The following is a 21,931-nucleotide window of genomic DNA, read 5'->3' as shown; positions in this document are numbered from 1 at the left end:
AAACAAGGAGACCTCCGATGCCGAACCGTTCCCGCCTTTCGCGCCTTTTCCCCTTTTCCCGCCTGGCCGCCGTGGCCCTGGCCGCCGGCCTCGCCGCCGGTGCCGCGCAGGCCCAGTTCAAGGAGCGCAACTTCCGCGTCTCCAACGGCGTGAGCAAGGAGCACCCGATGGGCAACGGCCTGGCGAAGATGGGCGCCTGCACGCTCGAGAAGAGCGGCGGCAAGATGAAGATCCAGGCCTTCTGGGACGGCGCGCTCGGCAGCGACCTCACCGGCACGCAGAGCGTGCGCACCGGCTCGCTCGACATGGTGATCACGTCGACCGCGCCGGTGGTTTCGATCGTGCCGGCGCTGGGCGTCTTCGACCTGCCCTTCCTCTTCAACAACGCCGGCGAGGCCGACAAGGTGCTCGACGGCCAGGTCGGCGAATGGTTCTCCGCCAAGCTGCCGGCCGTCGGGCTGGTCAACCTGGCCTGGTGGGAGAACGGCTTTCGCCACACGACCAATTCGAAGCGGCCGATCATCAAGGTGGAGGATTTCGACGGCGTGAAGATGCGCGTGATGCAGAACACCATCTTCCTCGACACCTTCAAGACCCTGGGCACCAACGCCGTGCCGATGGCCTTCACCGAGGTCTACTCGGCGCTCGAGACCAAGACGGTGGACGGCCAGGAGAACCCCTTCACCAACATCGAGAACATGAAGTTCTACGAGGTGCAGAAGTACCTCACGCTCACGAAGCACGCCTACAGCCCGACGCTGGTGCTGTTCTCCAAGAAGATCTGGGACACGCTCTCGCCGCAGGAGCAGACGACGCTTCGCGAATGCGCGCTGCAGGGTCGCGACGAGCAACGCCGCGCCAACCGCGCGATGGAAGCGCGCAGCGTGGACAACCTCAAGGCCAAGGGCATGGCGGTCAACGAGATCGCGCCGGCCGAGATGCAGCGCATCCGCGACCGGTCGAGCGTGATCTACGAGCGCCACGCCAAGTCCATCGGCGACGAGGCGATCACGATGGTCTCCTCCGAGCTCAAGCGCATCCGCGGCAACTAGCAAAGGGGTCCACGATGAGTCTTTCCGGAAAGATCGCCTGGGTCACCGGTGGCGGCAGCGGCATCGGTCTGGCCGGCGCCACGCAGCTGGCGCAAGCGGGCTGTCGGGTCGTCATCTCCGGGCGCGAGGCGCCCAAGCTCGACGCGGCCATCGAAGCCGCCGAACGCCTGGGCGCGCCGCCCGGCTCGGTCTCGGCCGCGCCGCTGGACGTGGCGGACGCCCGCGCCGTCGCGGCCGTTGCGCAGGCGATCGAGGCCGAGTTCGGGCGGGTCGACATCCTCGTCAACAGCGCCGGCATCAATTTCCCCAAGCGCTACTGGTGCGAGACCGACGGGCCCACTTTCGACCAGGTGGTTGCCGTCAACCTGAACGGTGCGACCTATTGCACCCTGGCGGTGGCCAAGGGCATGCGTGCGCGCCGCGAGGGAACGGTGATCAACGTCGCCTCCTTCGCGGGCTGGCACTACGAGTACCTGACCGGCCCTGCCTACACCGCCAGCAAGGCCGCGCTGATGGCGCTCACGCACTCCTTCAACATCGAGGAGTGCGTCAACGGCCTGCGCGCGACCGCGCTGTGCCCGGGCGAAGTCGCCACGCCGATCCTGAAGAAGCGCCCGGTCGAGCCGAGCGAGGCCGACAAGGCGCGCATGCTGCAGGAGGCCGACCTGGGACGGACGATCCGCTTCATTGCCGAGATGCCGCCGCACGTCTGCATCAACGAGCTGGTGATCTCGCCGGTGTGGAACCGCACCTACGTCGCGGGCGAGGCGCTGCAGCGCAAGGCGGCGGCATGACGCAGGCTGCGAGCGCGGCGCCTGTGGTGGCCGTCACCGGCGCGGGGCAGGGCATCGGCCGCGCGCTGGCGCGGGCCTTCGCCCGGCAGGGCGCCCGGGTGGTCGTTTCCGACATCGATGCCGCCTCCTGCGCGTCCGCGGCGAGCGAACTCCAGGCCCTCGGCGTGCCGGCCGACGTGACGAATGCCGAGCATTGCGCGGCGCTGGTCGAGCGCGCGGTCGCCGTGCACGGCCGCCTCGACGTGATGGTCTGCAACGCCGGCATCATGCAGCTGAAGCCGCTGCTCGAACTGGACGGCAAGGATTGGGACCGCATGCTCGGCGTCAATGTCAAGGGCAGCTTCCTCACGCTGCAGGCCGCGGCACGGCAGATGCTGGTGCAGCCGCCGCTGGCCGAAGGTCGACCGCGCGGCAAGATCCTGCTGATGGCGTCGATCGCCGGCCGCAGCGGCGCCGGCCCGATCGCGGCGGTGATCCCGCACTACCGCGCCAGCAAGGCGGCGGTGATCAGCCTCACCCAGTCGGCCGCCGTCGCCTTCGCGCCGCAGATCACCGTCAACGCGATCTGCCCCGGCCTGGTGGAGACCGACATGTGGCAGCGCATGGACCGCGACTGGAGTGCGCTGCAAGGCGTGCCTCGGGGCCAGGCGTGGCAGCAGCGCGTGGCCGCGGTGCCCATGGGCCGGGCGCAGACGCCGGAAGACGTGGCCGACCTGGCGATGTTCCTCGCCTCGCCCGCGGCGGATTACATGACGGGCCAGTCGATCAACATCGACGGCGGCCTGATGATGAACTGAGGCCCATGCATCCCGCCCTGTCCCTGAAGACCCTGCTCGCAGGCGCCTCCATCGTCGAGGCACCGGGCGCCTACGACGCGCTGAGCGCGCGACAGATCGAGCGCGCCGGCTTCCCGGCCGTCTACATGACCGGCTTCGGCGCCACCGCGTCGCGGCTGGGCCAGCCCGACATCGGCCTCATGACCCAGACCGAGATGACCAGCCACGCGCGCGACATGGTGCGCGCCGTCGGCGTGCCGGTCATCGCCGACGCCGACACCGGCTACGGCGGCCCCTCGAACATCGAGCGCACGGTGCGCGAGTACGTCCAGTCCGGCGTGGCCGCCATCCACCTCGAGGACCAGGTGGCGCCGAAGCGCTGCGGCCAGATGGCGGGCATCCGACTGATCGATGCGCGCGAGAACGAGCGCCGCCTGCGCTGTGCGGTGGCCGCGCGCGGCGGCGATCCCATGCTGATCATCGGGCGCACCGATGCGCTGCCCGCAGCCGGCATCGACGAGGCGCTGGCGCGCGCCCGGCGCTGGCAGGACGCGGGCGTCGACCTGGTCTTCGTCGACGGCATCAAGAAGATCGCCGAGGTGGAAGCCGTGGCGCGGCAGCTGCCCGGGCCGAAGATCGTCTCCATCGTCGACGGCAACGAAACCACCGCGCTGCGCGCGGCCGACCTGCAGGCCATGGGCTTCGCCGTGGTGCTGTATGCGGTAACGGCGCTCTTCGGCGCAGCGCTCGCCGTCGAGCAGGCGCTCGCGCGCCTGCGGCGGGACGGCACGCCGCGCGATGTGCCGACGCTCGCCTATGCCGACTTCACCCGGATCGTCGGCCTGCGGGCGCACCAGCAGCTCGACGAGCAATACGGCGCCGCGGGCTGAAGCACGTTCTCTCTCTGGCCTCAAGTCCTCCCATCTGCGAAAGTCCCGACCTTGAACTCCGTCACTTCCGTTTCCTATTCCGGCATCTGGCCCGCGCTGCTGACCCCGCTCGACGAGAAGCTCGGCGTCGACATTCCGCGCTTCGCCTCCCATGCGCTGCGCCTGCTCGATGCCGGCTGCACCGGCATCACGCCTTTCGGCACCACCGGCGAAGGCCCGTCCTTCAGCGTGGCCGAGCGCATCGACGCGCTGGCCGGGCTGGTGGCGCGGGGCGTGCCGGCCGGGCGCATCCTGGCCTCCACCAGCTGCGCCGCGCTGCCGGACGCACTGGCGCTGACCCGGCACGCGGTCGAGCTGGGCGCCTATGGCTGCCTGCTCTTGCCGCCCTTCTTCCTGAAGGGCGTGTCCGACCAGGGCGTGATCGATGCCTACCGCTGGATCATCGACGGCGTCGGCGACGCGCGGCTGCGCGTGGTGCTCTATCACATCCCCCAGGTGGCGGGCGTCGGCCTGAGCCACCACGTGATCCGCACCCTGAAGACGCTGTACCCGGAGACCATCGTGGGCCTGAAGGACAGCGGCTGCCAGCGAGACGCTTCGCTGGCCTATGCCGAAGCCTTCATGCCGCCGATGCAGGTGTGGGTGGGCAACGAGCCGGACCTGCAGACCCTGGCCGCGCGCGGCAGCCTCGGGGCGGTGAGCGGCATCGCCAACGTCATGCCGCGCCTGGTGCAGCGGCTGGTGAAGGGCTCCGGCGAACCGGCGATCGACCAGGACCGCGTGCTTGCACTGCTCCAGATCCTCGGTGGCTATGGGCTGACGGCCGCCTTCAAGGGCGTGATGGCGCTGCTCGACGATGCACCGGGCTGGATGCGCGTGCGCCCGCCGCTGGTGGCGCTGGACGCGACCGAACACGAACGGCTGGCGGCGCAGCTGCGCGCCTTCGGCATCGATCGCGAGCGGGACTGAGCGCATGGCTGCCAGCGTGGTCTGCATCGCGAGCTGGAACGCCGATCTCGTGTCGCGCATTCCACGGCCGCTGGCGCGCGGCGAAACGCTGCTCGCCGACGCTTTCGAAATCAGCCCCGGCGGCAAGGGGTCGAACGCCGCGGTGGCCGCAGCGCGGCAGGGTGCCGCAGTGGCCGTGGTGGCGCGCATCGGCGACGACGAGTTCGGGCGCATGGCCCTTCGCCTGTGGCACGCCGAAGGCATCGACGTGCGCCATGTGGACATCGCCGCCGGCGAGCGCAGCGGCGTCGCGCAGATTCACGTGTTCGACGATGGCGACAACGCCATCGCCGTCTTCCCCGGCGCCGGTGCCCGCCTCGACGCGGCGCATGCCCGGGCCGCGGCCGGCGCGATGGCGGTGTGCCGCGTGGTCATGGCCTCGTGCGAAGTGCCCCTGGCCTGCACGCTCCAGGCCTTCCGGCAGGCGCGCAGCCTCGGTGCATTGACCCTGCTCAACCCGGCGCCGGCGATGCCCTTGCCCGACGATCTGTTGCCGCTGGTCGACGTGCTCACGCCCAACGAAGGCGAACTGATGGCCCTGGCCGGCCCCGGCGCGGCCTCCATCGACGAGGCGGCGGCGCTGCTGCTCGCCCGCGGCGTGGGGGCCATCGTGGTGACGCTGGGAAGCGCCGGCTGCCGGCTCTACCGGCGTGGCGAAGCGCCGCGAAGCGAGCCCGGCCATCGCGTGCCGGTGGTGGACACCATCGGCGCGGGCGATACCTTCACCGGCGCCCTGGCCGCTGCATTGGCCCGCGGCGAGTTGCTGCACCCGGCGATGCGCCGCGCCAACGCTGCGGCCGCGCTTTCGGTTCGAGGCCGAGGCGCGATCGGCGGCATGCCTCGGCCGGGCGACGTGAGCGCACTGCTCGCGCTGCTCGCCGACGGCGCCTAGCAGCGCTGCCGCACCGGCCGCTGGGTCACGTTGCGGCTGCTTCCGCCGCCGCTGCCGTACGCCACGCGGCACGGCACACCAGCATGCGTCGACCGGCCGCCGGCATCGCTTCAGAAGTCGACCAGGCTCAGCCCGATGCTGAGCACCGCGCGCTTGCGGTTGTAGTCGACCAGCGTGTCGCCGTAGCCGTAGAACAGCTGCGTGTGGAAGCGCAGGTTGCTCCGGTTCGAATCGCCGATGGGCTTGAGCCACTCGAGCCGGATCGATCCGCGGCCGCTCTCGCGCAGGTTGTTGCGCAGCGTCATGGCCAGCGTGTTCCCGTTGTCGATATTCCAGCGGCCGGTGATCTCGGCGCGCCCGATGTAGTTCGAGATGTCGGCGTTGTCGTCGTCCGCCGCGCTTTCATGCACGCGCTTCCAGATGCGCCCGGTGATCGTGAAGCGATCGTCCAGCTCGACGCCGCCCATCAGGTAGAGCCGGTTCCAGCTGCGCGAGTAGGGCAGGCTCTGGCCGTTGGACTGGTGCACGAGGCCGACGCCCGCATAGCGCCAGCGCCAGCCGCCCGGCAGCCGGTAGTCCGTGGGGTAGACGTAGATCAGCTCGGGCTCGTGGTCGGTGCTGCGGAAGGGCCGGGAGATGCCGCCGTTGAAGATCTGCCAGGTCGACTGCTGGCTGTAGCCGAACCACAGCGAGTCCTTCTTGACCGGATCGTCCTGCGTGAGCATGCCCTGGGCGAGCTTGGTGCGCACCGACAGGCCGATGCGCATCTCGTTGGCCTGGTAGGGAATGTAGGTGCCGGTGTGGCCGGCCGAGGGCGAGGTCGGGGTCTCGGGCTTGTGGTTCGCGGTTGCGAAGGACACGTTGAGCGGCCGATAGCCGCGGAAGCTGAAGGTGCCGCAGTCGCTGCCGTTCTCCAGCTCCCAGAAGCGCGAAAGCGCGGAGTATTGGCTGTCGCGGCAGCCCGCCTCGGTCGCGACCGACACCACGCGCGTGGCCGGCACGGCGGCGTCCACCGGCGCGGGCGGCTGCGTGGTGGCGAGCACCGGCGGCGCCGCCGGCACCTGGGCTGCCGGCAGCGTCTGTTGCTGGGCCCAGCGGTCGAAGCAGGCCAGGCGCGCGTCCTTGTCGTTCGCGAGCCGCTGGCACTGCTGCCAGGTCAGCGCCGCGTCGGCGAGCGGGCTCGCCGGCTTGGGCGCGGGCTGGGCCTGCGCGAGCCCCATGCCGAGGCCGCCAAGGATCGCCGCGAGGGCCGCGGCGATAGGGGTGATGCGTGTGTTCTTCATTGCCAACTGCCAGTCTTGTTCAGCACGAAGGGGTGCGTGCTGTCGTCGGACGCGTTGCGCCACGTTCCCTTGAATTCCTTGCCGCAGGAGCCGGGCTGCAGTTCGCCCAGCCAGTTGCCGCTGATGGCGCGGCCATCCAGCGACTCGTCGATGTTGAGCAGGCCCTCGTCGTCGATGTCGCCCGCGAGCTGCGCCACCGAAGGCGGCTTGCCGCCGCGCTCGCGCGTGATGGTGCCGCGCACGCCTTCGTATTCGGGATGCCTCCCCAGCTGCACGCGCGCGATGCCGGGTTCGCCCTCGATGCGCGCCTCCCATTGGCCGTAGAGCGCGCCCACCGGCAGCTCGCGGCCGTTCGCGGGGCAGGCCGGCTGGGCCAGGGCGCCGCCCGCGGCCAGGCCGAGCGCCAGAAGCAGCGGGGCCCTCATGAGCCCGCTGCGGCTGCGGCTGCTGCCGCCGCGCTGTCCTGGGCCTTGCGCGCGAACTCGGCGCGCAGGGCCTTGAGCTTCTCGCGCGGATCTTCCTTGATGGTCTTCTTGTCGAGCGCCATCTCGGCAATGAAGCGGCTGGGCTGCGCCGGCACCATCTCGCGGCCCTGCTTGCGGCGCTTGGTCCAGCTCACGGCCAGGCTGCGCTGCGCGCGCGTGATGCCCACGTACATCAGGCGGCGCTCCTCCTGCAGGCGCTGCAGGGTGTCTTCGCTGACCTTCAGCTGGCGGCCGCCGTCGTCCTCCAGCTTGAAGGGCAGCAGGCCCTCGTTCACGCCGATCAGCATCACGTGCGGCCACTCCAGGCCCTTGGAGGCATGCAGCGTGGAGAGCGTCACCACGTTCTGGTCCTTCTCGCGCTCGCTGATGGTGGAGAGCAGCGAGATGGTCTGTGCCACTTCGAGCAGGCTCTTGCGCTCGTTCTCGACCGTCGCCCCCGAGGCATCCGCGATCTGCCCGCCGCAGCGCTGCGACATCCAGTCGCAGAACTCGAGCACGTTGGTCCAGCGGCCGGCCGCGGCCTGCTCGCTCTCCTCGCCGTCGTAGAGGTGCTTCTCGTACTCGATCTCCTTGAGCCAGTCGGCCAGGAAGGCGCGCGCATCCTCGGCGCCCATGGTGCGGCGCGCACGGTATTCGAGGTCGTTGATGTAGCGGCCGAACTCGTGCAGGCCTTCCATTCCGCGCTTGGCCATGACGGCGGGCAGCGAGGGCGAAAACAGGGCCTCGAACAGGCTCAGCTTGTACTGGCTCGCGAAGGTGCCGAGGCTGGCCAGCGTGGTGTGGCCGATGCCGCGCTTGGGCGTGGTCACGGCGCGCAGGAAGGCCGGGTCGTCGTCGTTGTTGACCCACAGCCGGAACCAGCCGCACAGGTCCTTGATCTCGGCGCGGTCGAAGAAGCTCTGGCCGCCCGAGACCTTGTAGGGGATCTGCGCGCGGCGCAGCGCCTGCTCGAACACGCGCGCCTGGTGGTTGGCCCGGTAGAGGATCGCGAAGTCGCGGAACTCCTTGAACAGCTGGCCCTGCGTGGTGGCGTCGCCGCCGCGCAGGCTCTGGATGCGCGCCACCGCGCGCTCGGCCTCGTGCGCCTCGGTGTCGGCATCGACCACGCGCACCGGCTCGCCCTCGCCGAGCTCGCTGAACAGCGTCTTGGGGAAGAGCTTGGGGTTGGGGCCGATCACGTTGTTGGCCGCGCGCAGGATGGCGCTGGTGCTGCGGTAGTTCTGCTCGAGCTTGATGACCTTGAGCGTGGGAAAGTCCACCGGCAGCTTGCGCAGGTTGTCCAGCGTGGCGCCGCGCCAGCCGTAGATCGACTGGTCGTCGTCGCCCACCGCGGTGAAGCGGCCGCGCTGGCCGACCAGCGCCTTCAGCACCTCGTACTGCGTGGCATTGGTGTCCTGGTACTCGTCGACCAGCACGTGGCCGAGGGCAGCCTGCCACTTGGCGCGCACGTCCTCGTGCTGCTGCAGCAGCTTGAGCGGCATGCCGATCAGGTCGTCGAAGTCCACGCTCTGGTAGGCGACCAGGCGCTCCTCGTAGCGCGCCATGATGCGTGCGGTGATGCGCTCGTTGTCGTCGGCGGCCTGGGCCTCGGCCTGCGCGGCGTTGAGGCCCATGTTCTTCCACTTGCTGATGGTCCACTGCCAGATGCGCGCCGTCGCCGCATCGGTGGTGCCGCCGGCATCCTTGAGGATCTTGGTGACGTCGTCGCTGTCCAGGATGCTGAAGGCCGGCTTCAGGCCCAGCACCCCGCCGTCCTCGCGCATCATGCGCACGCCCAGCGCGTGGAAGGTGCACACCACCACCTTGTTCGCGTCGCGCCCGATCAGGCCCTTGGCGCGCTCGCGCATCTCGGCTGCCGCCTTGTTGGTGAAGGTGATGGCCGCGATGCGCTTCGGTTCCAGCCCGGCCTGGATCAGCCGCGCGATCTTGTGCGTGATGACGCGCGTCTTGCCCGAGCCCGCGCCGGCGAGCACCAGGCAGGGGCCATGAAGGTAGTTGACGGCTTCCTGCTGCGCGAGATTGAGACCGGAGGACATGAAGGGGGAAGGGGGAAGGGGGAAGGGGGCGCAAAGCGGGCAATGATACGGGGGCGGCCCGATGCAAGGCCTTGTGAAAGCTGTGTCGCGATGTGCCAGGGCGACAATCGCCGCGTGCTGCACATCCTCGCCGTCACCATCCCGTTTTTCGCCTTGATTGCGGCCGGCTATGCGGCGGCACGCAGCGGCGCGCTGCCGCTGGCGGCCATTCCGGGCCTCAACGCCTTCGTGCTCTATTTCGCGCTGCCGTGCATGCTGTTCCGCTTCGGCGCGGGCGCGCCGATCGCACAGCTGCTCGATGCGGGCGTGGCGCTGGTGTGGGGCACTTGCGCGCTGCTCGTGGTCGGCGTCACCGTGGGCCTGGCGCGCCGCCGGGGCCTGGCGTGGAACGACGCGGCCTTCGGCGCGCTGGTGGCCGCTTTCCCCAACACCGGCTTCATGGGGCTGCCGCTGCTGATCGCCATCCTGGGCGCGCAGGCGGCCTCGCCGATGATCATCACCATCGCCTTCGACCTGGTGCTGACCTCCTCGCTGTGCATCGCCCTGTCGCGCCTGGACGGGGCCGGCGCGCAGGGCGCGGCCCGGGCGGCGCGGCAGGCCCTGCGCGGCATCGTGCAGAACCCGATGCCCTGGGCAATCCTGCTCGGCGGGCTGTTCTCGGCGAGCGGCCTCGCGCTGCCGGGCCCGGCCGAGCGCACGGTCGCCATGCTGGGCGAGGCCGCCTCGCCGGTGGCGCTGTTCACCATCGGCGCCGTGCTGGCGCGCTCTGCGCTGCTGGCGCGCGAGCATCGCGCCAGCGCGCGCGTGGCCGAGGCGATGGGCAGCGGGGTGCCGGCGCCGTCGCGGGCGCCAACTGCCGACCTGCTGTCGGTGGCCGCGATCAAGATGCTGGCGCACCCTCTGCTGGTCTACGGGGTGGCGCGCACCGCCGTGGCGTGGGGCCTGCCGCTCGAGCGCAATGCGCTGGTCGCCATCGTGCTGGTGGCCGCCCTGCCGAGCGCGAGCAACGTGGCCATGCTGGCCGAGCGCTTCGGCGCCGACAGCGGGCGCATCGCGCGCATCATTTTGTGGACCACCGTGGCGGCCTTCTTCAGCTTCCCGCTCATGGTGGGCTGGGTGCGCTGACGCCCCGTCGGGTCAGGGCGTGAGCACGCCGAGCTTGCAGGGGTCGGCGTCGGACCGTTCAAGGCCATGTTTCAGCTCGACTCCCGTCTCGAGCAATGTCAACCCATGTTTCAGAATATTGCCTACAGACCCCCGGCGGCTATGGGCCGATAGTTCTAGCTATATTCCATTCGACTAATTCTTCTGTTTTCAAATGCCCTGCTAAAGTGGCGTCAAAACTTGGGGGAAAACTGCCATGACGACTTGGATGCGCTGGATGCTGTGGGTGGCATGCCTTGCCACGGTAGCTTGGCTCTGGCACGCGGGCGCCCTCGGCGCCGGCACGGCGCTCGCCACGGGCGCCACCAGCCTTCTTCTCTTCGTCTGGCGCAGCCACCCCCACCGCAAGCGCCGCACGGCCCTGCAGTACATCGAAATGGGCAAGCAGCCGATCGGGCTGCACTGAAGCCCCCCCGGGGCTCGCCCGTTCAGATGCTATGGGGGTCCACGTCGACCAGCCAGCGGATCACGCCCTTGCCTTCGGGCTGCTTGCGCAATTCGTGCAGCAGCGGCTGCCAGGCCGCGAGCAGGCGCTGCAGCGCGGCGCGCGAGGCGCTCTCGACCAGCAGCTGCGCCCGTTCCACGTTGGCCACGCGCTGGATCGCGTGCGGCACGGCGGAATAGCGGGTGACTTGCTGCGCGCCCTCCAGCCCTTCGGCCGCCGCGCCGGCGGCATTGAGGAAGCCCTGCGCCGCCTCCTGCGTTCGGGCGTCGGCACGCAGCAGGGCCTGGAAGGCGAAGGGCGGCATCCCGGCGGCGGCGCGCTCCTCCAGCTCGCGCTGGGCGAAGGCGGGGTAGTCGTGCCGGCGCAGGGCGGCGAAGAGGGCGTGCTGCGGGTGATGGGTCTGGATCCACATCTCGGCGGTCGTTCCCTGCGCCGCCAGATAGGCCGCGTCCCGCCCCGCGCGCCCCGCCGATTGCATGAGCAGGCCGAACAGCCGCTCGGGCGCGCGGAAGTCGCTGGAAAAGAGCGCCCCGTCGGGGTTGGCCGCCGCGACCAGCGTGATGCGCCGGAAGTCGTGGCCCTTGGCGATCATCTGCGTGCCCACCAGCACGTCGACCTCGCCGGCATGCACGGCGGCCAGCTGCGACTCGAGCGCGCCCTGCCGGCGCGTGCTGTCGGCGTCGATGCGGGCGATGCGCACCGGACTGCCGTCGGGCCGCGTCACGCCGGCGAACAGTTCCCCCAGGTGCTCTTCCAGCCGCTCCGTGCCGCGGCCCACCGGGGCGATGTCGGGGTTGCCGCAGGCCGGGCAGGCGCGCGGCACCCGCTCGGTGAAGCCGCAGTGGTGGCAGCGCAGCGTGCGGTCGATCTTGTGGAACACGCGGAAGGCGCTGCAGTGCGGGCATTCGCTCTTCCAGTCGCAGTCGCCGCAGGCCAGCACCGGCGCATAGCCGCGCCGGTTGAGGAACACCATGCTCTGCTCGCCACGCGCCACCCGCTGGCCGATGGCGTCGAGCAGCGCGGCAGACAGCACCGTACGCGGCGGCTGCAGGCCCATGTCGACCAGCCGCACCGTCGGCAGTGCCGCGGTGCCGATGCGCGAGGGCATCGCCAGCCGTACGTAGCGCCCGCCGCCATCCTCGCCTGCGGCCGGCCGGCTCTGGTGCCAGCTCTCCAGCGAGGGCGTGGCCGAGCCCAGCATCACCTTCGCGCCCTCGCGCCGGCCGCGCCAGACGGCCAGGTCGCGGGCCGAGTAACGTGCGCCTTCCTGCTGCTTGTAGCTGGGGTCGTGCTCCTCGTCGACCACGATCAGCTTGAGCGCGGGCATCGAGGCGAACACCGCCATCCGGGTGCCCAGCACGATGCGCGCCGCTCCGCCGTGCGCCGCCAGCCAGCTGGCCAGGCGCTGGGGATGGGTCATGCCGCTGTGCAGCGACACCACGGCGCCGCTGCCGAAGCGGTTCTTGAAGCGCGCCTCCAGCTGCGGCGTCAGATTGATCTCGGGCACCATCACCAGGGCCTGGGCCTGCGGCTCGCGCTGGAGCAGCGCCGCGACCGCCTGGAGGTAGACCTCGGTCTTGCCGCTGCCGGTGCTGCCGAAGAGCAGGAAAGGACCGCTTTCGGCATCGAAGCGCGCCAGGGCCTGCGCCTGCTCGGGGGTCAGCGCCGGGCCGCTGGAAGAGGCCGCGGCGGCGGCGGGCGCGGCCTGGCGCTTGAGGCGCCGCGCCAGCTGCACCGTGCTCAGGTCCCGCAGCTGGGGCGGCAGCGCAGCGAGCGCGATCTCGCCGAGCGAGCGCTGGTAATAGCGGGCGGCAAAGGCCACCAGGTCGCGCCAGCCCGCGCCCAGCGGCGGCAACGCGTCCAGTACGGCGCCGACGGGCTTGAGCTCCACCGGCGCCGCCGCATCGTCCTGCGTTCCGGCAGGCTGGGCCGACCACACCACCCCGAGCACCTCGCGGCGGCCCAGCGGCACCCGCACCAGTGCGCCGGGCGCGACAGGCAGGGGGCTGGCGTAGCTCAGTACATCCCCTAATGCGCTGTGCGCCGGAGTCTGAACGGCGACCTCGAGACGCCAGTTCAAGACGCGCTTCCGTTCGGGCCGATGGTTAAAGGAACTTGGAGCAAAGCGGCCTAAGTCCTTGATTTGGCAGCGCTTTGAAAGCCATCCAGCGTTGCTGTGGATAACTTTGTTGATATCGAGGCCCGACGCGCCGCCAGGCCTTGAGAATCAAGGCTTCCGCTGGAATGCCCGCAAAAAAAGCAAAACTCAAAATCCATATGAATCAATGACTTAGCGGCGCTATCGCTTTAGGAGCAGGGCTGGCGGGCCTTCCGGCGATTTTTGGCGCCGCAACGATGGTTTTGTGCATAAGTCAGTCCGTCCTCACCATTTTCGAACTTGACAAACGCGCGACCCTCGATCTCAGCTGCTTACAACCCATAACGGCCTCAGAGGCCGCGCAGGGCGCGGGACTGCGCGTGAACGGCGGCCACCAGCGCGGCGACGTGCTCGGGTGGGGTGAACTGGCTGATCCCATGCCCCAGGTTGAAGATGTGGGTCGGTCCGCTCGACGCGGGGTCGCAGTGCGGCCGGCCGAAGGCCTGCAGCACCTTCGCGACCTCGGCCTCGATCCGCTCGGGCGGGGCGAACAGCACGTTGGGATCGATGTTGCCCTGCAGTGCCTTGCCGCCGTCGCCCTCGCCCACCAGCATGCGGGCGCGGCCGAGGTTGACGGTCCAGTCCAGGCCCAGCACCTCGCAGTCCAGAGCGCGCATGCCCTCCAGCCAGAGCCCGCCGCCCTTGGTGAAGACGATGCGCGGCACGGGCTGGCCGTCCGCGCCCTGGCGCTGGAGCTGCGACAGCACGCGGGCGGTGTAGGCCAGGCTGAAATCCTGGAAGGCGCCGTCGGCCAGCACGCCGCCCCAGCTGTCGAAGACCATCACGGCCTGTGCGCCGGCGTCGATCTGGGCGTTGAGGTAGGCCGCCACGGCGTCGGCATTCACCGTGAGCAGGCGGTGCATGAGGTCGGGGCGGCTGTAGAGCAGGGTCTTGACCAGGCGGTAGTCGCTCGAGCCGGCACCCTCGACCATGTAGCAGGCCAGCGTCCAGGGGCTGCCGGAGAAGCCGATCAGCGGCACGCGGCCGTCGAGGGCACGGCGGATCGAGGCGACCGCGTCGAAGACATAGCGCAGCTTGTCCATGTCCGGCACCTCGAGGGCGCCGATGGCCGCTTCGTCGCGCACCGGCCGCGCAAAGCGCGGGCCCTCCCCGGCCTCGAAGGACAGGCCCAGGCCCATCGCGTCGGGCACCGTGAGGATGTCGGAGAACAGGATCGCCGCGTCGAGCGGGTAGCGCGCGAGCGGCTGCAGCGTGACCTCGGTGGCGTAGTCCACGTTGGTCGCCAGCCCCATGAAGCTGCCGGCCCGGGCACGCGTCGCCACATATTCAGGCAGGTAGCGCCCGGCCTGGCGCATCAGCCAGACGGGCGTGTGGTCGGTGGCCTGGCGCCAGCAGGCGCGCAGGAAAGTGTCGTTCTTCAGGGGGGCGAAAGGCATCCCGCGATTGTCGCAGGGGCCCTCGCCGGGGGCCGGGCGCTCAGGCTTTGTACTTGATCGAGCAACCGTAGGGCCTGGTCGTCGCCGCGCTGATCGGCTTGCCGCCGAAGGCCTCGCCGAGGGCCTGGTTCACGTAGTTGGTGGCCGTCTTGATGTCCTCGGTGCGGGACGAGGCGATGCTGTCGATGCCGCCGGCATACACCAGCACCCCCTTGGGATCGATGATGTAGAGGTGCGGCGTGGTGCGCGCGGCATAGGCGCGGCCGATCACCCCGTCCTCGTCCATCAGCACCGCCGTGGGAGCGGCCGACTGCTCCTTCATCCAGGCATCGAGCGCGGCCGGCTTCAAGTAGTCGCCGGCGGCGCGCTCGGTGGAATTGACGGCCAGCCAGACCACGCCCTTTTCGGTCGCGGCCTTCTGGGTGGCGGGCATGTTGCCGCTGCCGTAGTGCTTGCGCACGAAGGGGCAGCCCGGGTTGGTCCATTCGAGCACCACGAACTTGCCGGCGAAATCGGACAGCCGGTGCTGCTTGCCCGCGGTGTCGACGGCGACGAAATCGGGCGCCTTCTGGCCGACGGCCGGCGCGGCCACGGCGTGGGAATTCATTAGGAAGGTGGCGCCGAGGGCCACGGCGGCGGCCATCACGGCGCGGCGGGAGGCTCGGCTCAGGGCCGCGCGCGCCTGGCGCGCGGCGCGGTAGGAACGCGAGTCTGCGGTTGACGATGAGGGCATGGTCAGCTTGAACTCCACTTGCAAAAAATCAACGACCGCGACAGCTTAGAACGCTTTCCTCACCTGCTTGTGACAACCCGTAGAGGGGCAGGGTCAAAGTCGTGCCAGCGCCTGGCGGACCTCTTCCTTGCTCAGGATCTCGGTCAGCACCACCGGCGTGCGGCCCGGCGCCATCAGCACATAGGCGGGCACGCCGCTGCGGCCCAGCGCGGCCAGCGCGGCGGTGATCTCGGGGTCGCGCCGGGTCCAGTCGGCGCGCAGCATGGCCACCTTCTTCGCGTCGAACTCGGCCAGCAGCACGGCATCGGCCAGCGTGCTGCGTTTGTTGTACTGGCAGGTGACGCACCAGGCGGCCGTGAAGTCCACGAACACCGGGCGCCCTTCGGCCGCGAGTTCGCTCACGCGCGCGGGCGACCAGGCCTGCCAGCGCTCGCCGGCCGAGGCGACCGCGGCGGGCGCCGCACTGCGCACCACGTTGCCGCCGATCGCACCCGCCAGGACGGCGGTGACCGCGATCAGCGCGCTGGCCAGCACGATGCGCGTGCGGCCGCGCAGGGTGAGGGCCCAGACGACCGCCGCCAGGCACACCAGCAGGCCCAGCAGTGCGCCCGCGCCGTCGATGCCGCTTTGCTGGCCCAGCACCCAGACCAGCCAGGCCACCGTGGCGAAGATCGGGAAAGCGAGGAGCCGGCGCAGGATGTTCATCCACGGCCCGGGCCGGGGCAGCAGGCGCGCCACCCCCGGCACGAAACCGGCGGCCAGGTAGGGCAGGGCCAGGCCGAAGCCCAGCGCCGCGAAGATCAGCAGGGCCTGCGCGGCCGGCAGTCCGATCGTGAAGCCCATGGACGCGCCCATGAAGGGAGCGGTGCAGGGCGAGGCGATCACCACCGCCAGCACGCCGGACAGGAAATCGTTGGCCATCGGGTGCCGCACCTGGGCGCTGCACACCGAGGAGGGCGCGAGCATGCCGAACTCGAACAGGCCCGCCAGGTTGAGCCCGATCAGCGTGAAGAGAGCGGCCAGCACCGCCACCACCGCGGGCGACTGCAGCTGGAAGCCCCAGCCCAGCTCCGCACCCGCCGCCCGCAGGGCCAGCATCGCGGCCCCGAGCGCCAGGAAGGACAGCATGACCCCGCCCGTGTAGGCCACGGCGGCCATCCGGTGGCCGGCGTCGTCGTCGGCGCGCCGGGTGAAACCCAGCACCTTGATCGCCAGCACCGGGAACACGCAGGGCATCAGGTTGAGCAGCAAGCCGCCGAGCAGGGCGCCCACCAGCGCCATGACGAAGCTGCCGGAGGGTTGCGGCGCCGGGGGCGCGGTGTTGGCCTCGAGCGCAGCCCGCAGCGCCGGCGAGACCTCTGCGCGGGCGGCCACGGCCGGCCAGGTGCCGCTGACCGGCGCCTCGGCGCGCCAGGCAACGGGCTGGCCGGCCCTGCGGTCGGACTCCGCCAGGGCGACCACCACCGGCATCGTGCCGGGGCTGGCGCTGCGCTGCTCGGCCAGCGGCACGCTGGCGGTCCAGGTGTCGCCGTCCCAGGCCTGCGTCCAGTCCTTGCCGAGGACGGCCGCGGTGTGGATCACCTCGGCTGTCTCGGGGAAGAAGTCCAGCGTCTTGCCGCGCGCGGCGGCGGGCAGGCCGTCGAGCCGGACCTGGAGCTGCCGGCCCTCGATCCGGATCGAACCGGGCTTGGCCAGGGGCTCGGGCCGGGCGGCCAGCGCCGCATCGAAGGCGTTCTGGTGCAGCGCCGTGGAGCCCTGGACCGGCAGCTTGAGCAGGAACTCCCCGTCCTCGGGGATGCATTCCTTGCGGCAGACGAGCCAGGAAGCCTTGAGCTTGATGTCCAGCGCCTCGGCGCCCGTAAGGCCGGCCGGCGGCTTGAAGTCGGGTGCCACCGTGAGCGGCACCGGCAGCAGCACGGTGCCCTCGTACCCGTAATTGGCGAGGGTGCCGATCGGGATCTTCTTGGGCACGGGCCAGGCGATCTCGCCGGCCGACACGCCATCCGGCAGCGACCAGGCCAGCTCGGTCGGAAGGCCGGAGTCGCCGGCGTTCTTCCAGTAGGTGTGCCACTCGGGCTGGTGCGTGATCTGCAGCCCCACCCAGACCGGCGCACCGGCCGAGACGCCCTGCGGCGCCTGGGCGACGAGCTCTGCGCGCACATGGGGAGTGCTGACGACGGGACCAATGCGGGAAGCCAGCTGGGCGACTGCCGGCAGGCTGGCAGCGAGGGTGGCGGCCAGGAAGGCTGCGCGGCGGAGGAAGGAGAAGAGGGCCATGCCGGTCAGTCGGAGCGTGCTCGGGGGGCGAAGTTCCGGGCGAGCGGGCTCAAGCCGCCCATCCCAGCACCACCCGCCGGGTCTTGGCGCTCTTCTTTTCGATCTTGGTCACGACCACGGCGCCGATCTCGTGCGTATTCGCCACATGGGTCCCGCCGCACGGCTGGAAGTCGATCGCCTCGGCCTCGCCGATCCGGACCGTGCGCACCGTGCCGGTGCCGCGCGGCGGCTGCACGCTCATGCTCTTGACCAGCGCGGGATTGGCGTCGAGCTCTTCGTCGGTGATCGCGCCCAAGGCCAGTGGATGGCCGGCCGCCACCAGCCGCGCCAGGCCGGCGCTGAGCGCCTCCTTGTCCAGCGGGTCGGTCATGTGGAAATCCAGCCGCGCGTAATCGGGCGTGATCGAGCAGCCGTCGACCGGTTGCGCCACGAGGTGGCACAGCAGGTGGGTCGCGGTGTGGAAGCGCATCAGCTTGTGGCGACGGTCCCAGTCGATGCGGGCCGTCACGGCATCGCCGGCCTTCAGGGCCGCCAGCAGCCCGGCCTGGTCCGGCGCCGGCACGTGGGCGATCTCGTTCGTCGGCCGGCCCTCGGCATCCTTGGCCTTGCGGGTGTCGGCGATCGCCAGCGCCCGTCCGTCTGCCAGCACCAGTTGCCCGCTGTCGCCGGCCTGGCCGCCGCCCAGCGGGTAGAACACCGTGCGGTCGAGCACGACGCCGGCCTCGTCGATGCGCAGGACGCGGGCCTCGCACTCGCGCAGGTAGGCGTCGGAGCGGAACAGGTCGTCGGTCATCGCTCGATGGTAGCGGCGGCGCCGCGCCGGGGTGCGCCCACGCCCGAAAGCGCCCACAGCCGACAGCCGGCGCTTGTCCAGGAGGGATCATTCGTGGCAGCGCCGTGGGATTCGCGGCTGCGCATGAAGGAATCATGGCGATGATGCGATTCAGTCATTTTTCTGCAGCCGCCGCAGCGCTCGCGGCGGCCCTGTTGCTGGCGGCGTGCGGCGACACCGCCAAGCTGCCGCCCGGGGCCGGCATCGGCCCCACCCCGCAGCTGCCGGCGCCCAACAAGACGCTGATACCCACCGTCCGCGTCGCGCCCGCAGTCGGCTGGGGCGATGCTGCCGGCCCGACGGCGCGCAGCGGCTTCGTCGTGACGGCGCTGGCCCGCGGCCTGGACCATCCGCGCTGGGTCTACACCCTGCCCAACGGCGATGTGTTGGCGGTCGAGAGCAACAAGCCGCCCAAGCCCGAGGGCGCGAAAACGGGCGGCGGCGGCGCGGTCGGCTGGATCAAGTCGCGGGTCTTCGACATGTTCCAGAAGCGCGCCGGCGCCGGGGTGCCGAGCGCCAACCGCATCACCCTGCTGCGCGATGCCGATGGCGACGGCACCGCCGAAGTGCGGCAGGTGTTCATGCAGAACCTCAGTTCGCCCTTCGGCGTCGCGCTGGTCGGCAAGGAGCTCTTCATCGCGAATGCCGACGCGCTGGTCAAGGTACCCTATGCCGAAGGCCAGACGACGATCACGGCCACGCCGACGAAGGTGACCGACCTGCCGGCCGGCATCAACCACCATTGGACCAAGAACGTGATCGCCAACCGCGACGGCAGCAAGCTCTATGTGACGGTGGGCTCCAACAGCAACGTCGGCGAGAACGGCCTGGATGCCGAAGAGGGCCGCGCCGCGATCTGGGAGGTCGACGTGAAAAGCGGTGCCAAGCGCCTGTTCGCCACCGGCCTGCGCAATCCCAACGGCCTGGACTGGGAGCCCGGCACCCAGGTGCTGTGGACGGTGGTGAACGAGCGCGACGAGATCGGCAGCGACCTCGTGCCGGACTACCTGACTTCGGTGAAGGACGGCGCCTTCTACGGCTGGCCCTGGAGCTACTACGGCAGCCATGTGGACGCGCGCGTCGAGCCGCAGCGCCCGGACCTGGTGGCCAAGGCGGTGGTGCCCGACTACGCACTCGGCTCGCACGTGGCGCCGCTGGGGCTGGCCTTCTCGCATCCGCGCGGCATGCCGCCTGAGTTCGCCAGCGGCGTGTTCATCGGCGAGCACGGCTCATGGAACCGCAAGCCGCTCTCGGGCTACAAGGTGGTGTTCGTGCCCTTCACGGGCGGCCGGCCGAGCGGGCCGCCGGTGGATTTTCTGACCGGCTTTCTGAGCGCGGACGAGAAGGCCCAGGGCCGGCCCGTCGGCGTGGCGCTGGACAAGAGCGGCGCGCTGCTGGTGGCCGACGATGTGGGCAACACCGTCTGGCGTGTGGCGCGGGCGCGGTAGCGTGAGGGGTGGCGGTGCCGGTGCTCGGCGCGTGTGTCGCCGAGCGGCCTAAGATCGCCGCATGTCCCTTCCTCGTTTCTGGTCCCAGCTCACCACCCGCGACTTCGCCGCGCTCGACCCGGCGGCAACGGTCGCGGTGCTGCCCCTGGGTGCGACCGAGCAGCACGGCCCGCACCTGCCGCTGGGCGTGGATTCGACGCTGGTCGACGGCATCGTTTCCGCGGCCGTGCCGCTCCTGCCGGCCGAATTGCCGGTGCTCTTCCTGCCCAGCCAGCCGATCGGCCTGAGCCCCGAGCACGCCAGCTTCCCCGGCACGCTGACCTTGTCGGCCGAGACGCTGATCCGGCTGTGGCGCGAGATCGGCGCCGGCGTCGCGCGCGCCGGCCTGCGCAAGCTGGTCTTCTTCAATGCCCATGGCGGGCACACCGGCGCGATGGAGATCGTGGCGCGCGAGCTGCGCGCGGCCCATGGGCTGATCGTCTACAGCACGAGCTGGTTCAACCTGCCCCTGGGCGAGGCCGGCGCGCAGTTCAGCGCCGAGGAGCACCGCTTCGGCGTGCATGCGGGCGAGATCGAGACCTCGATGATGCTGGCGCTGGCGCCGGCGCAGGTGGACATGCAGGCGGCACGCGATTTCGGGTCGAGCTCGCGCCAGCGGGCGGCCGACTACCCGCTGCTCGGCAACGGCAAGAGCGCCCGGCTCGGCTGGGCCATGGAGGACTACAACCCCGAGGGCGCCGCCGGCAATGCAGCCGCGGCGAACCCGGAGAAGGGACGTGCGGTGGTCGAGGCCGCAGCGCGCCAGCTCGCCGTGCTGCTGGCGGAGGTGTCGCGCCTGCCCCTGGCGACCGCGCATACCGGGCCGCTGCCTTAGAGAAGAAGCCGGCGTTCAGCCCGCGACCGCCGGGCCGCCGGGCGCGGTGTCCTCGATCTTGATCGTGCCGTCGGGCCGCTCGCAGGTGCCGATCAAGAGCCCGCTCGCCACCGCGTGGCTGCGCAGCTGCTCCATCACCTCGTCGCGCCCCGGCGTGGCCGAGAACTCCGGCGCGCTGTCCAGCGCGAAGATCTGGAAGGCATAGCGGTGCACCCCGTGCCCCGGTGGCGGGTCGGGCGGCAGCCAGGCGGCTTGAAGATAGGAATTGCGCCCGGCGTGCAGGCCGTTGCCGGCGTTGTCGGCGCTGGGGAAAGCGGCTTCCGGCAGGTTGCCGTCCTCCGCCGGCAGTCCGACCGCGATCGCATGGACCAGCGGATGGGGCGTGGGCGAGTCGGCGTCCTCCACCACCAGCACCAGCGATGCCGCGCCGGCCGGGACGCCGGTCCATTGCAGCGGCGGCGACAGGCCCTCGCCGTCGGCCGTGTAGCGTGGCGGCAGGGGCGCATGATCGGCGAAGGCCAGGCTGCCCAAAGTGATGGAGGCCATGCCCTGGCGCAGGCCCAAGGTGTTGAAGGCGATTTCGTCCAGGCCGGCGCGCACGCCGTGCAGCGCCTGGCCGATGGCTTCGGGGAGCTTCTCGAGCATGCCGCGGGTATAGCGCGCGACCCGCAGGCGGCGTGTAGGACACGAGAGCGGCGCGGTGCTCCGCTATCATGAATCGGGCCCCCGCCGGGCGGCTCCTGTCTTCTCCCACCCACACAAGGAAGCGTATGAGCATCGTCTGGACCATTCTGATCGGCTTCGTCGCAGGCCTTGTGGCACGCGCCATCAAACCGGGCGACGACTCGGCCGGCTTCATCGTGACCACCCTGATCGGCATCGCCGGCTCGCTGATCGCGACCTACCTGGGCCAGGCCATGGGCTGGTACCAGGCGGGGCAGGGCGCAGGCTTCATCGCCTCGGTGGTGGGCGCGGTCGTGCTGCTCTTCATCTGGGGCTTGCTCAAGCGCAAGTAGCAAACAAGGAAGCGGGGCGGCGATGGGCCGTCGATCCAGGGCGCACCATCATGTCTACGTCGTCGAGCTCGACGACCGGGTCTGGAACATCGGCCGCTTTCGGCGCGCCAATCCCGACTACCGCCTCGGCCAGCCTTTCGTCTACGTGGGCATGACGGGGCTGGATCCCGACGTACGCTTCGACAAGCACAAGGCCGGCATCCAGGCCAATGCCTTCGTGCGTGACTACGGCCTCAGGCTGCTGCCGGCGCTGTACGCCGTGTACAACCCCATGCCCTACGAGGCGGCGCGCGAGATGGAAGTCGAGCTCGGCATCGCCCTGCGAGAAGCAGGCTACGGCGTGTGGCAAGCCTGAATCTTCGGAGACGTCC

Annotated in this window: 21 protein-coding genes; 12 read left to right on the top strand and 9 right to left on the bottom strand. The window is 70.6% G+C overall.

Features of this window, described 5'->3' with window-relative positions:
* Window positions 1–17: 17 nt before the first annotated feature.
* The 6 genes from AC3A6Y_RS00185 to AC3A6Y_RS00160 are packed head-to-tail and all read left to right on the top strand — an operon-like array spanning window position 18 to window position 5,412.
* Window positions 18–1,052 carry a TRAP transporter substrate-binding protein gene (locus AC3A6Y_RS00185; protein WP_487866226.1) on the top strand — a complete coding sequence of 345 codons (1,035 nt, stop codon included), beginning with the start codon at window positions 18–20 and terminating at the stop codon, window positions 1,050–1,052.
* Window positions 1,053–1,066: 14 nt separating this feature from the next.
* Window positions 1,067–1,846, top strand: coding sequence for an SDR family oxidoreductase (locus AC3A6Y_RS00180; RefSeq protein WP_487866225.1), 780 nt, complete (start codon window positions 1,067–1,069; stop codon window positions 1,844–1,846).
* The gene (locus tag AC3A6Y_RS00175; RefSeq protein WP_487866224.1) at window positions 1,843–2,643 is read left to right on the top strand and encodes an SDR family NAD(P)-dependent oxidoreductase; all 801 of its coding nucleotides are present in this window, start codon (window positions 1,843–1,845) and stop codon (window positions 2,641–2,643) included. The genes AC3A6Y_RS00180 and AC3A6Y_RS00175 overlap by 4 nt, the downstream gene beginning before the upstream one ends.
* A 5-nt stretch (window positions 2,644–2,648) precedes the next feature.
* The gene (locus tag AC3A6Y_RS00170) at window positions 2,649–3,512 is read left to right on the top strand and encodes an isocitrate lyase/PEP mutase family protein (protein WP_487866223.1); all 864 of its coding nucleotides are present in this window, start codon (window positions 2,649–2,651) and stop codon (window positions 3,510–3,512) included.
* A gap of 51 nt (window positions 3,513–3,563) precedes the next feature.
* A complete protein-coding gene (locus AC3A6Y_RS00165) occupies window positions 3,564–4,481 on the top strand; it encodes a dihydrodipicolinate synthase family protein (RefSeq protein WP_487866222.1) in 918 nt (305 codons plus the stop codon).
* Between the two features lie 4 nt (window positions 4,482–4,485).
* Complete coding sequence (locus AC3A6Y_RS00160; protein ID WP_487866221.1) at window positions 4,486–5,412, top strand: ribokinase; 927 nt, start codon at window positions 4,486–4,488, stop codon at window positions 5,410–5,412.
* 110 nt (window positions 5,413–5,522) lie between these two features.
* On the opposite strand, the gene AC3A6Y_RS00155 is transcribed toward AC3A6Y_RS00160, so the two are convergent.
* The 3 genes from AC3A6Y_RS00155 to AC3A6Y_RS00145 are packed head-to-tail and all read right to left on the bottom strand — an operon-like array spanning window position 5,523 to window position 9,216.
* On the bottom strand, window positions 5,523–6,695 hold the full coding sequence (locus AC3A6Y_RS00155) for a phospholipase A (protein ID WP_487866220.1): 1,173 nt from the start codon (window positions 6,693–6,695) through the stop codon (window positions 5,523–5,525).
* Window positions 6,692–7,120, bottom strand: coding sequence for a hypothetical protein (locus AC3A6Y_RS00150; RefSeq protein WP_487866219.1), 429 nt, complete (start codon window positions 7,118–7,120; stop codon window positions 6,692–6,694). The genes AC3A6Y_RS00155 and AC3A6Y_RS00150 overlap by 4 nt, the downstream gene beginning before the upstream one ends.
* Window positions 7,117–9,216, bottom strand: coding sequence for an ATP-dependent helicase (locus AC3A6Y_RS00145; RefSeq protein ID WP_487866218.1), 2,100 nt, complete (start codon window positions 9,214–9,216; stop codon window positions 7,117–7,119). Before AC3A6Y_RS00145 ends, AC3A6Y_RS00150 begins: the two co-directional genes overlap by 4 nt.
* Window positions 9,217–9,330: 114 nt before the next feature.
* Between AC3A6Y_RS00145 and AC3A6Y_RS00140 the strand changes: the two genes are divergently transcribed.
* Together AC3A6Y_RS00140 and AC3A6Y_RS00135 are read left to right on the top strand one after the other, a co-directional pair.
* Window positions 9,331–10,341 carry an AEC family transporter gene (locus AC3A6Y_RS00140; RefSeq protein ID WP_487866217.1) on the top strand — a complete coding sequence of 337 codons (1,011 nt, stop codon included), beginning with the start codon at window positions 9,331–9,333 and terminating at the stop codon, window positions 10,339–10,341.
* Window positions 10,342–10,576: 235 nt separating this feature from the next.
* Window positions 10,577–10,786 (top strand): hypothetical protein, encoded by a 210-nt coding sequence (locus tag AC3A6Y_RS00135; RefSeq protein ID WP_487866216.1) that lies wholly within the window; start codon window positions 10,577–10,579, stop codon window positions 10,784–10,786.
* Window positions 10,787–10,808: 22 nt separating this feature from the next.
* Here the strand turns inward: AC3A6Y_RS00135 and priA are convergent, their stop codons facing one another.
* From priA to AC3A6Y_RS00110, 5 genes are all read right to left on the bottom strand, one after another.
* A complete protein-coding gene (gene priA, locus AC3A6Y_RS00130) occupies window positions 10,809–12,905 on the bottom strand; it encodes a replication restart helicase PriA (RefSeq protein WP_487866215.1) in 2,097 nt (698 codons plus the stop codon).
* Between the two features lie 368 nt (window positions 12,906–13,273).
* Window positions 13,274–14,380, bottom strand: coding sequence for a uroporphyrinogen decarboxylase (hemE, locus tag AC3A6Y_RS00125; RefSeq protein ID WP_487866214.1), 1,107 nt, complete (start codon window positions 14,378–14,380; stop codon window positions 13,274–13,276).
* Between the two features lie 40 nt (window positions 14,381–14,420).
* Complete coding sequence (locus tag AC3A6Y_RS00120; protein WP_487866213.1) at window positions 14,421–15,113, bottom strand: thioredoxin family protein; 693 nt, start codon at window positions 15,111–15,113, stop codon at window positions 14,421–14,423.
* Between the two features lie 93 nt (window positions 15,114–15,206).
* Window positions 15,207–17,390, bottom strand: a complete 2,184-nt coding sequence (locus AC3A6Y_RS00115; protein WP_487866212.1) for a protein-disulfide reductase DsbD family protein — start codon at window positions 17,388–17,390, stop codon at window positions 15,207–15,209.
* A 49-nt stretch (window positions 17,391–17,439) separates the two neighbouring features.
* Window positions 17,440–18,183, bottom strand: a complete 744-nt coding sequence (locus AC3A6Y_RS00110; protein WP_487866211.1) for an alanyl-tRNA editing protein — start codon at window positions 18,181–18,183, stop codon at window positions 17,440–17,442.
* 140 nt (window positions 18,184–18,323) lie between these two features.
* Here AC3A6Y_RS00110 and AC3A6Y_RS00105 point away from each other — a divergent pair, with 140 nt between their 5' ends.
* Both AC3A6Y_RS00105 and AC3A6Y_RS00100 read left to right on the top strand, forming a co-directional pair.
* Complete coding sequence (locus AC3A6Y_RS00105; protein ID WP_487866210.1) at window positions 18,324–19,670, top strand: PQQ-dependent sugar dehydrogenase; 1,347 nt, start codon at window positions 18,324–18,326, stop codon at window positions 19,668–19,670.
* Window positions 19,671–19,731: 61 nt separating this feature from the next.
* Complete coding sequence (locus AC3A6Y_RS00100; protein WP_487866209.1) at window positions 19,732–20,544, top strand: creatininase family protein; 813 nt, start codon at window positions 19,732–19,734, stop codon at window positions 20,542–20,544.
* 15 nt (window positions 20,545–20,559) lie between these two features.
* On the opposite strand, the gene AC3A6Y_RS00095 is transcribed toward AC3A6Y_RS00100, so the two are convergent.
* Window positions 20,560–21,189: a YbhB/YbcL family Raf kinase inhibitor-like protein gene (locus AC3A6Y_RS00095; RefSeq protein WP_487866208.1), complete on the bottom strand. Its 630-nt coding sequence runs from the start codon at window positions 21,187–21,189 to the stop codon at window positions 20,560–20,562.
* A gap of 125 nt (window positions 21,190–21,314) precedes the next feature.
* On the opposite strand from AC3A6Y_RS00095, the gene AC3A6Y_RS00090 reads away from it, so the two are divergent.
* A complete protein-coding gene (locus tag AC3A6Y_RS00090; protein ID WP_487866207.1) occupies window positions 21,315–21,560 on the top strand; it encodes a GlsB/YeaQ/YmgE family stress response membrane protein in 246 nt (81 codons plus the stop codon).
* Between the two features lie 22 nt (window positions 21,561–21,582).
* A complete protein-coding gene (locus tag AC3A6Y_RS00085) occupies window positions 21,583–21,915 on the top strand; it encodes a hypothetical protein (RefSeq protein ID WP_309974213.1) in 333 nt (110 codons plus the stop codon).
* Window positions 21,916–21,931 lie beyond the last annotated feature (16 nt).

It is taken from the genome of Variovorax sp. Soil_C_17, from assembly GCF_057657265.1.
This window is presented reverse-complemented; position numbering and strand designations above follow the sequence as displayed.

Coding starts and splice junctions, on each gene's coding strand:
- AC3A6Y_RS00185 (WP_487866226.1), top strand. CDS start 18: ATGCCGAACCGTTCCCGCCTTTCGCGCCTTTTCCCCTTTTCCCGCCTG.
- AC3A6Y_RS00180 (WP_487866225.1), top strand. CDS start 1,067: ATGAGTCTTTCCGGAAAGATCGCCTGGGTCACCGGTGGCGGCAGCGGC.
- AC3A6Y_RS00175 (WP_487866224.1), top strand. CDS start 1,843: ATGACGCAGGCTGCGAGCGCGGCGCCTGTGGTGGCCGTCACCGGCGCG.
- AC3A6Y_RS00170 (WP_487866223.1), top strand. CDS start 2,649: ATGCATCCCGCCCTGTCCCTGAAGACCCTGCTCGCAGGCGCCTCCATC.
- AC3A6Y_RS00160 (WP_487866221.1), top strand. CDS start 4,486: ATGGCTGCCAGCGTGGTCTGCATCGCGAGCTGGAACGCCGATCTCGTG.
- AC3A6Y_RS00155 (WP_487866220.1), bottom strand. CDS start 6,695: ATGAAGAACACACGCATCACCCCTATCGCCGCGGCCCTCGCGGCGATC.
- AC3A6Y_RS00150 (WP_487866219.1), bottom strand. CDS start 7,120: ATGAGGGCCCCGCTGCTTCTGGCGCTCGGCCTGGCCGCGGGCGGCGCC.
- AC3A6Y_RS00145 (WP_487866218.1), bottom strand. CDS start 9,216: ATGTCCTCCGGTCTCAATCTCGCGCAGCAGGAAGCCGTCAACTACCTT.
- AC3A6Y_RS00135 (WP_487866216.1), top strand. CDS start 10,577: ATGACGACTTGGATGCGCTGGATGCTGTGGGTGGCATGCCTTGCCACG.
- hemE (WP_487866214.1), bottom strand. CDS start 14,380: ATGCCTTTCGCCCCCCTGAAGAACGACACTTTCCTGCGCGCCTGCTGG.
- AC3A6Y_RS00120 (WP_487866213.1), bottom strand. CDS start 15,113: ATGCCCTCATCGTCAACCGCAGACTCGCGTTCCTACCGCGCCGCGCGC.
- AC3A6Y_RS00115 (WP_487866212.1), bottom strand. CDS start 17,390: ATGGCCCTCTTCTCCTTCCTCCGCCGCGCAGCCTTCCTGGCCGCCACC.
- AC3A6Y_RS00110 (WP_487866211.1), bottom strand. CDS start 18,183: ATGACCGACGACCTGTTCCGCTCCGACGCCTACCTGCGCGAGTGCGAG.
- AC3A6Y_RS00105 (WP_487866210.1), top strand. CDS start 18,324: ATGATGCGATTCAGTCATTTTTCTGCAGCCGCCGCAGCGCTCGCGGCG.
- AC3A6Y_RS00100 (WP_487866209.1), top strand. CDS start 19,732: ATGTCCCTTCCTCGTTTCTGGTCCCAGCTCACCACCCGCGACTTCGCC.
- AC3A6Y_RS00095 (WP_487866208.1), bottom strand. CDS start 21,189: ATGCTCGAGAAGCTCCCCGAAGCCATCGGCCAGGCGCTGCACGGCGTG.
- AC3A6Y_RS00090 (WP_487866207.1), top strand. CDS start 21,315: ATGAGCATCGTCTGGACCATTCTGATCGGCTTCGTCGCAGGCCTTGTG.
- AC3A6Y_RS00085 (WP_309974213.1), top strand. CDS start 21,583: ATGGGCCGTCGATCCAGGGCGCACCATCATGTCTACGTCGTCGAGCTC.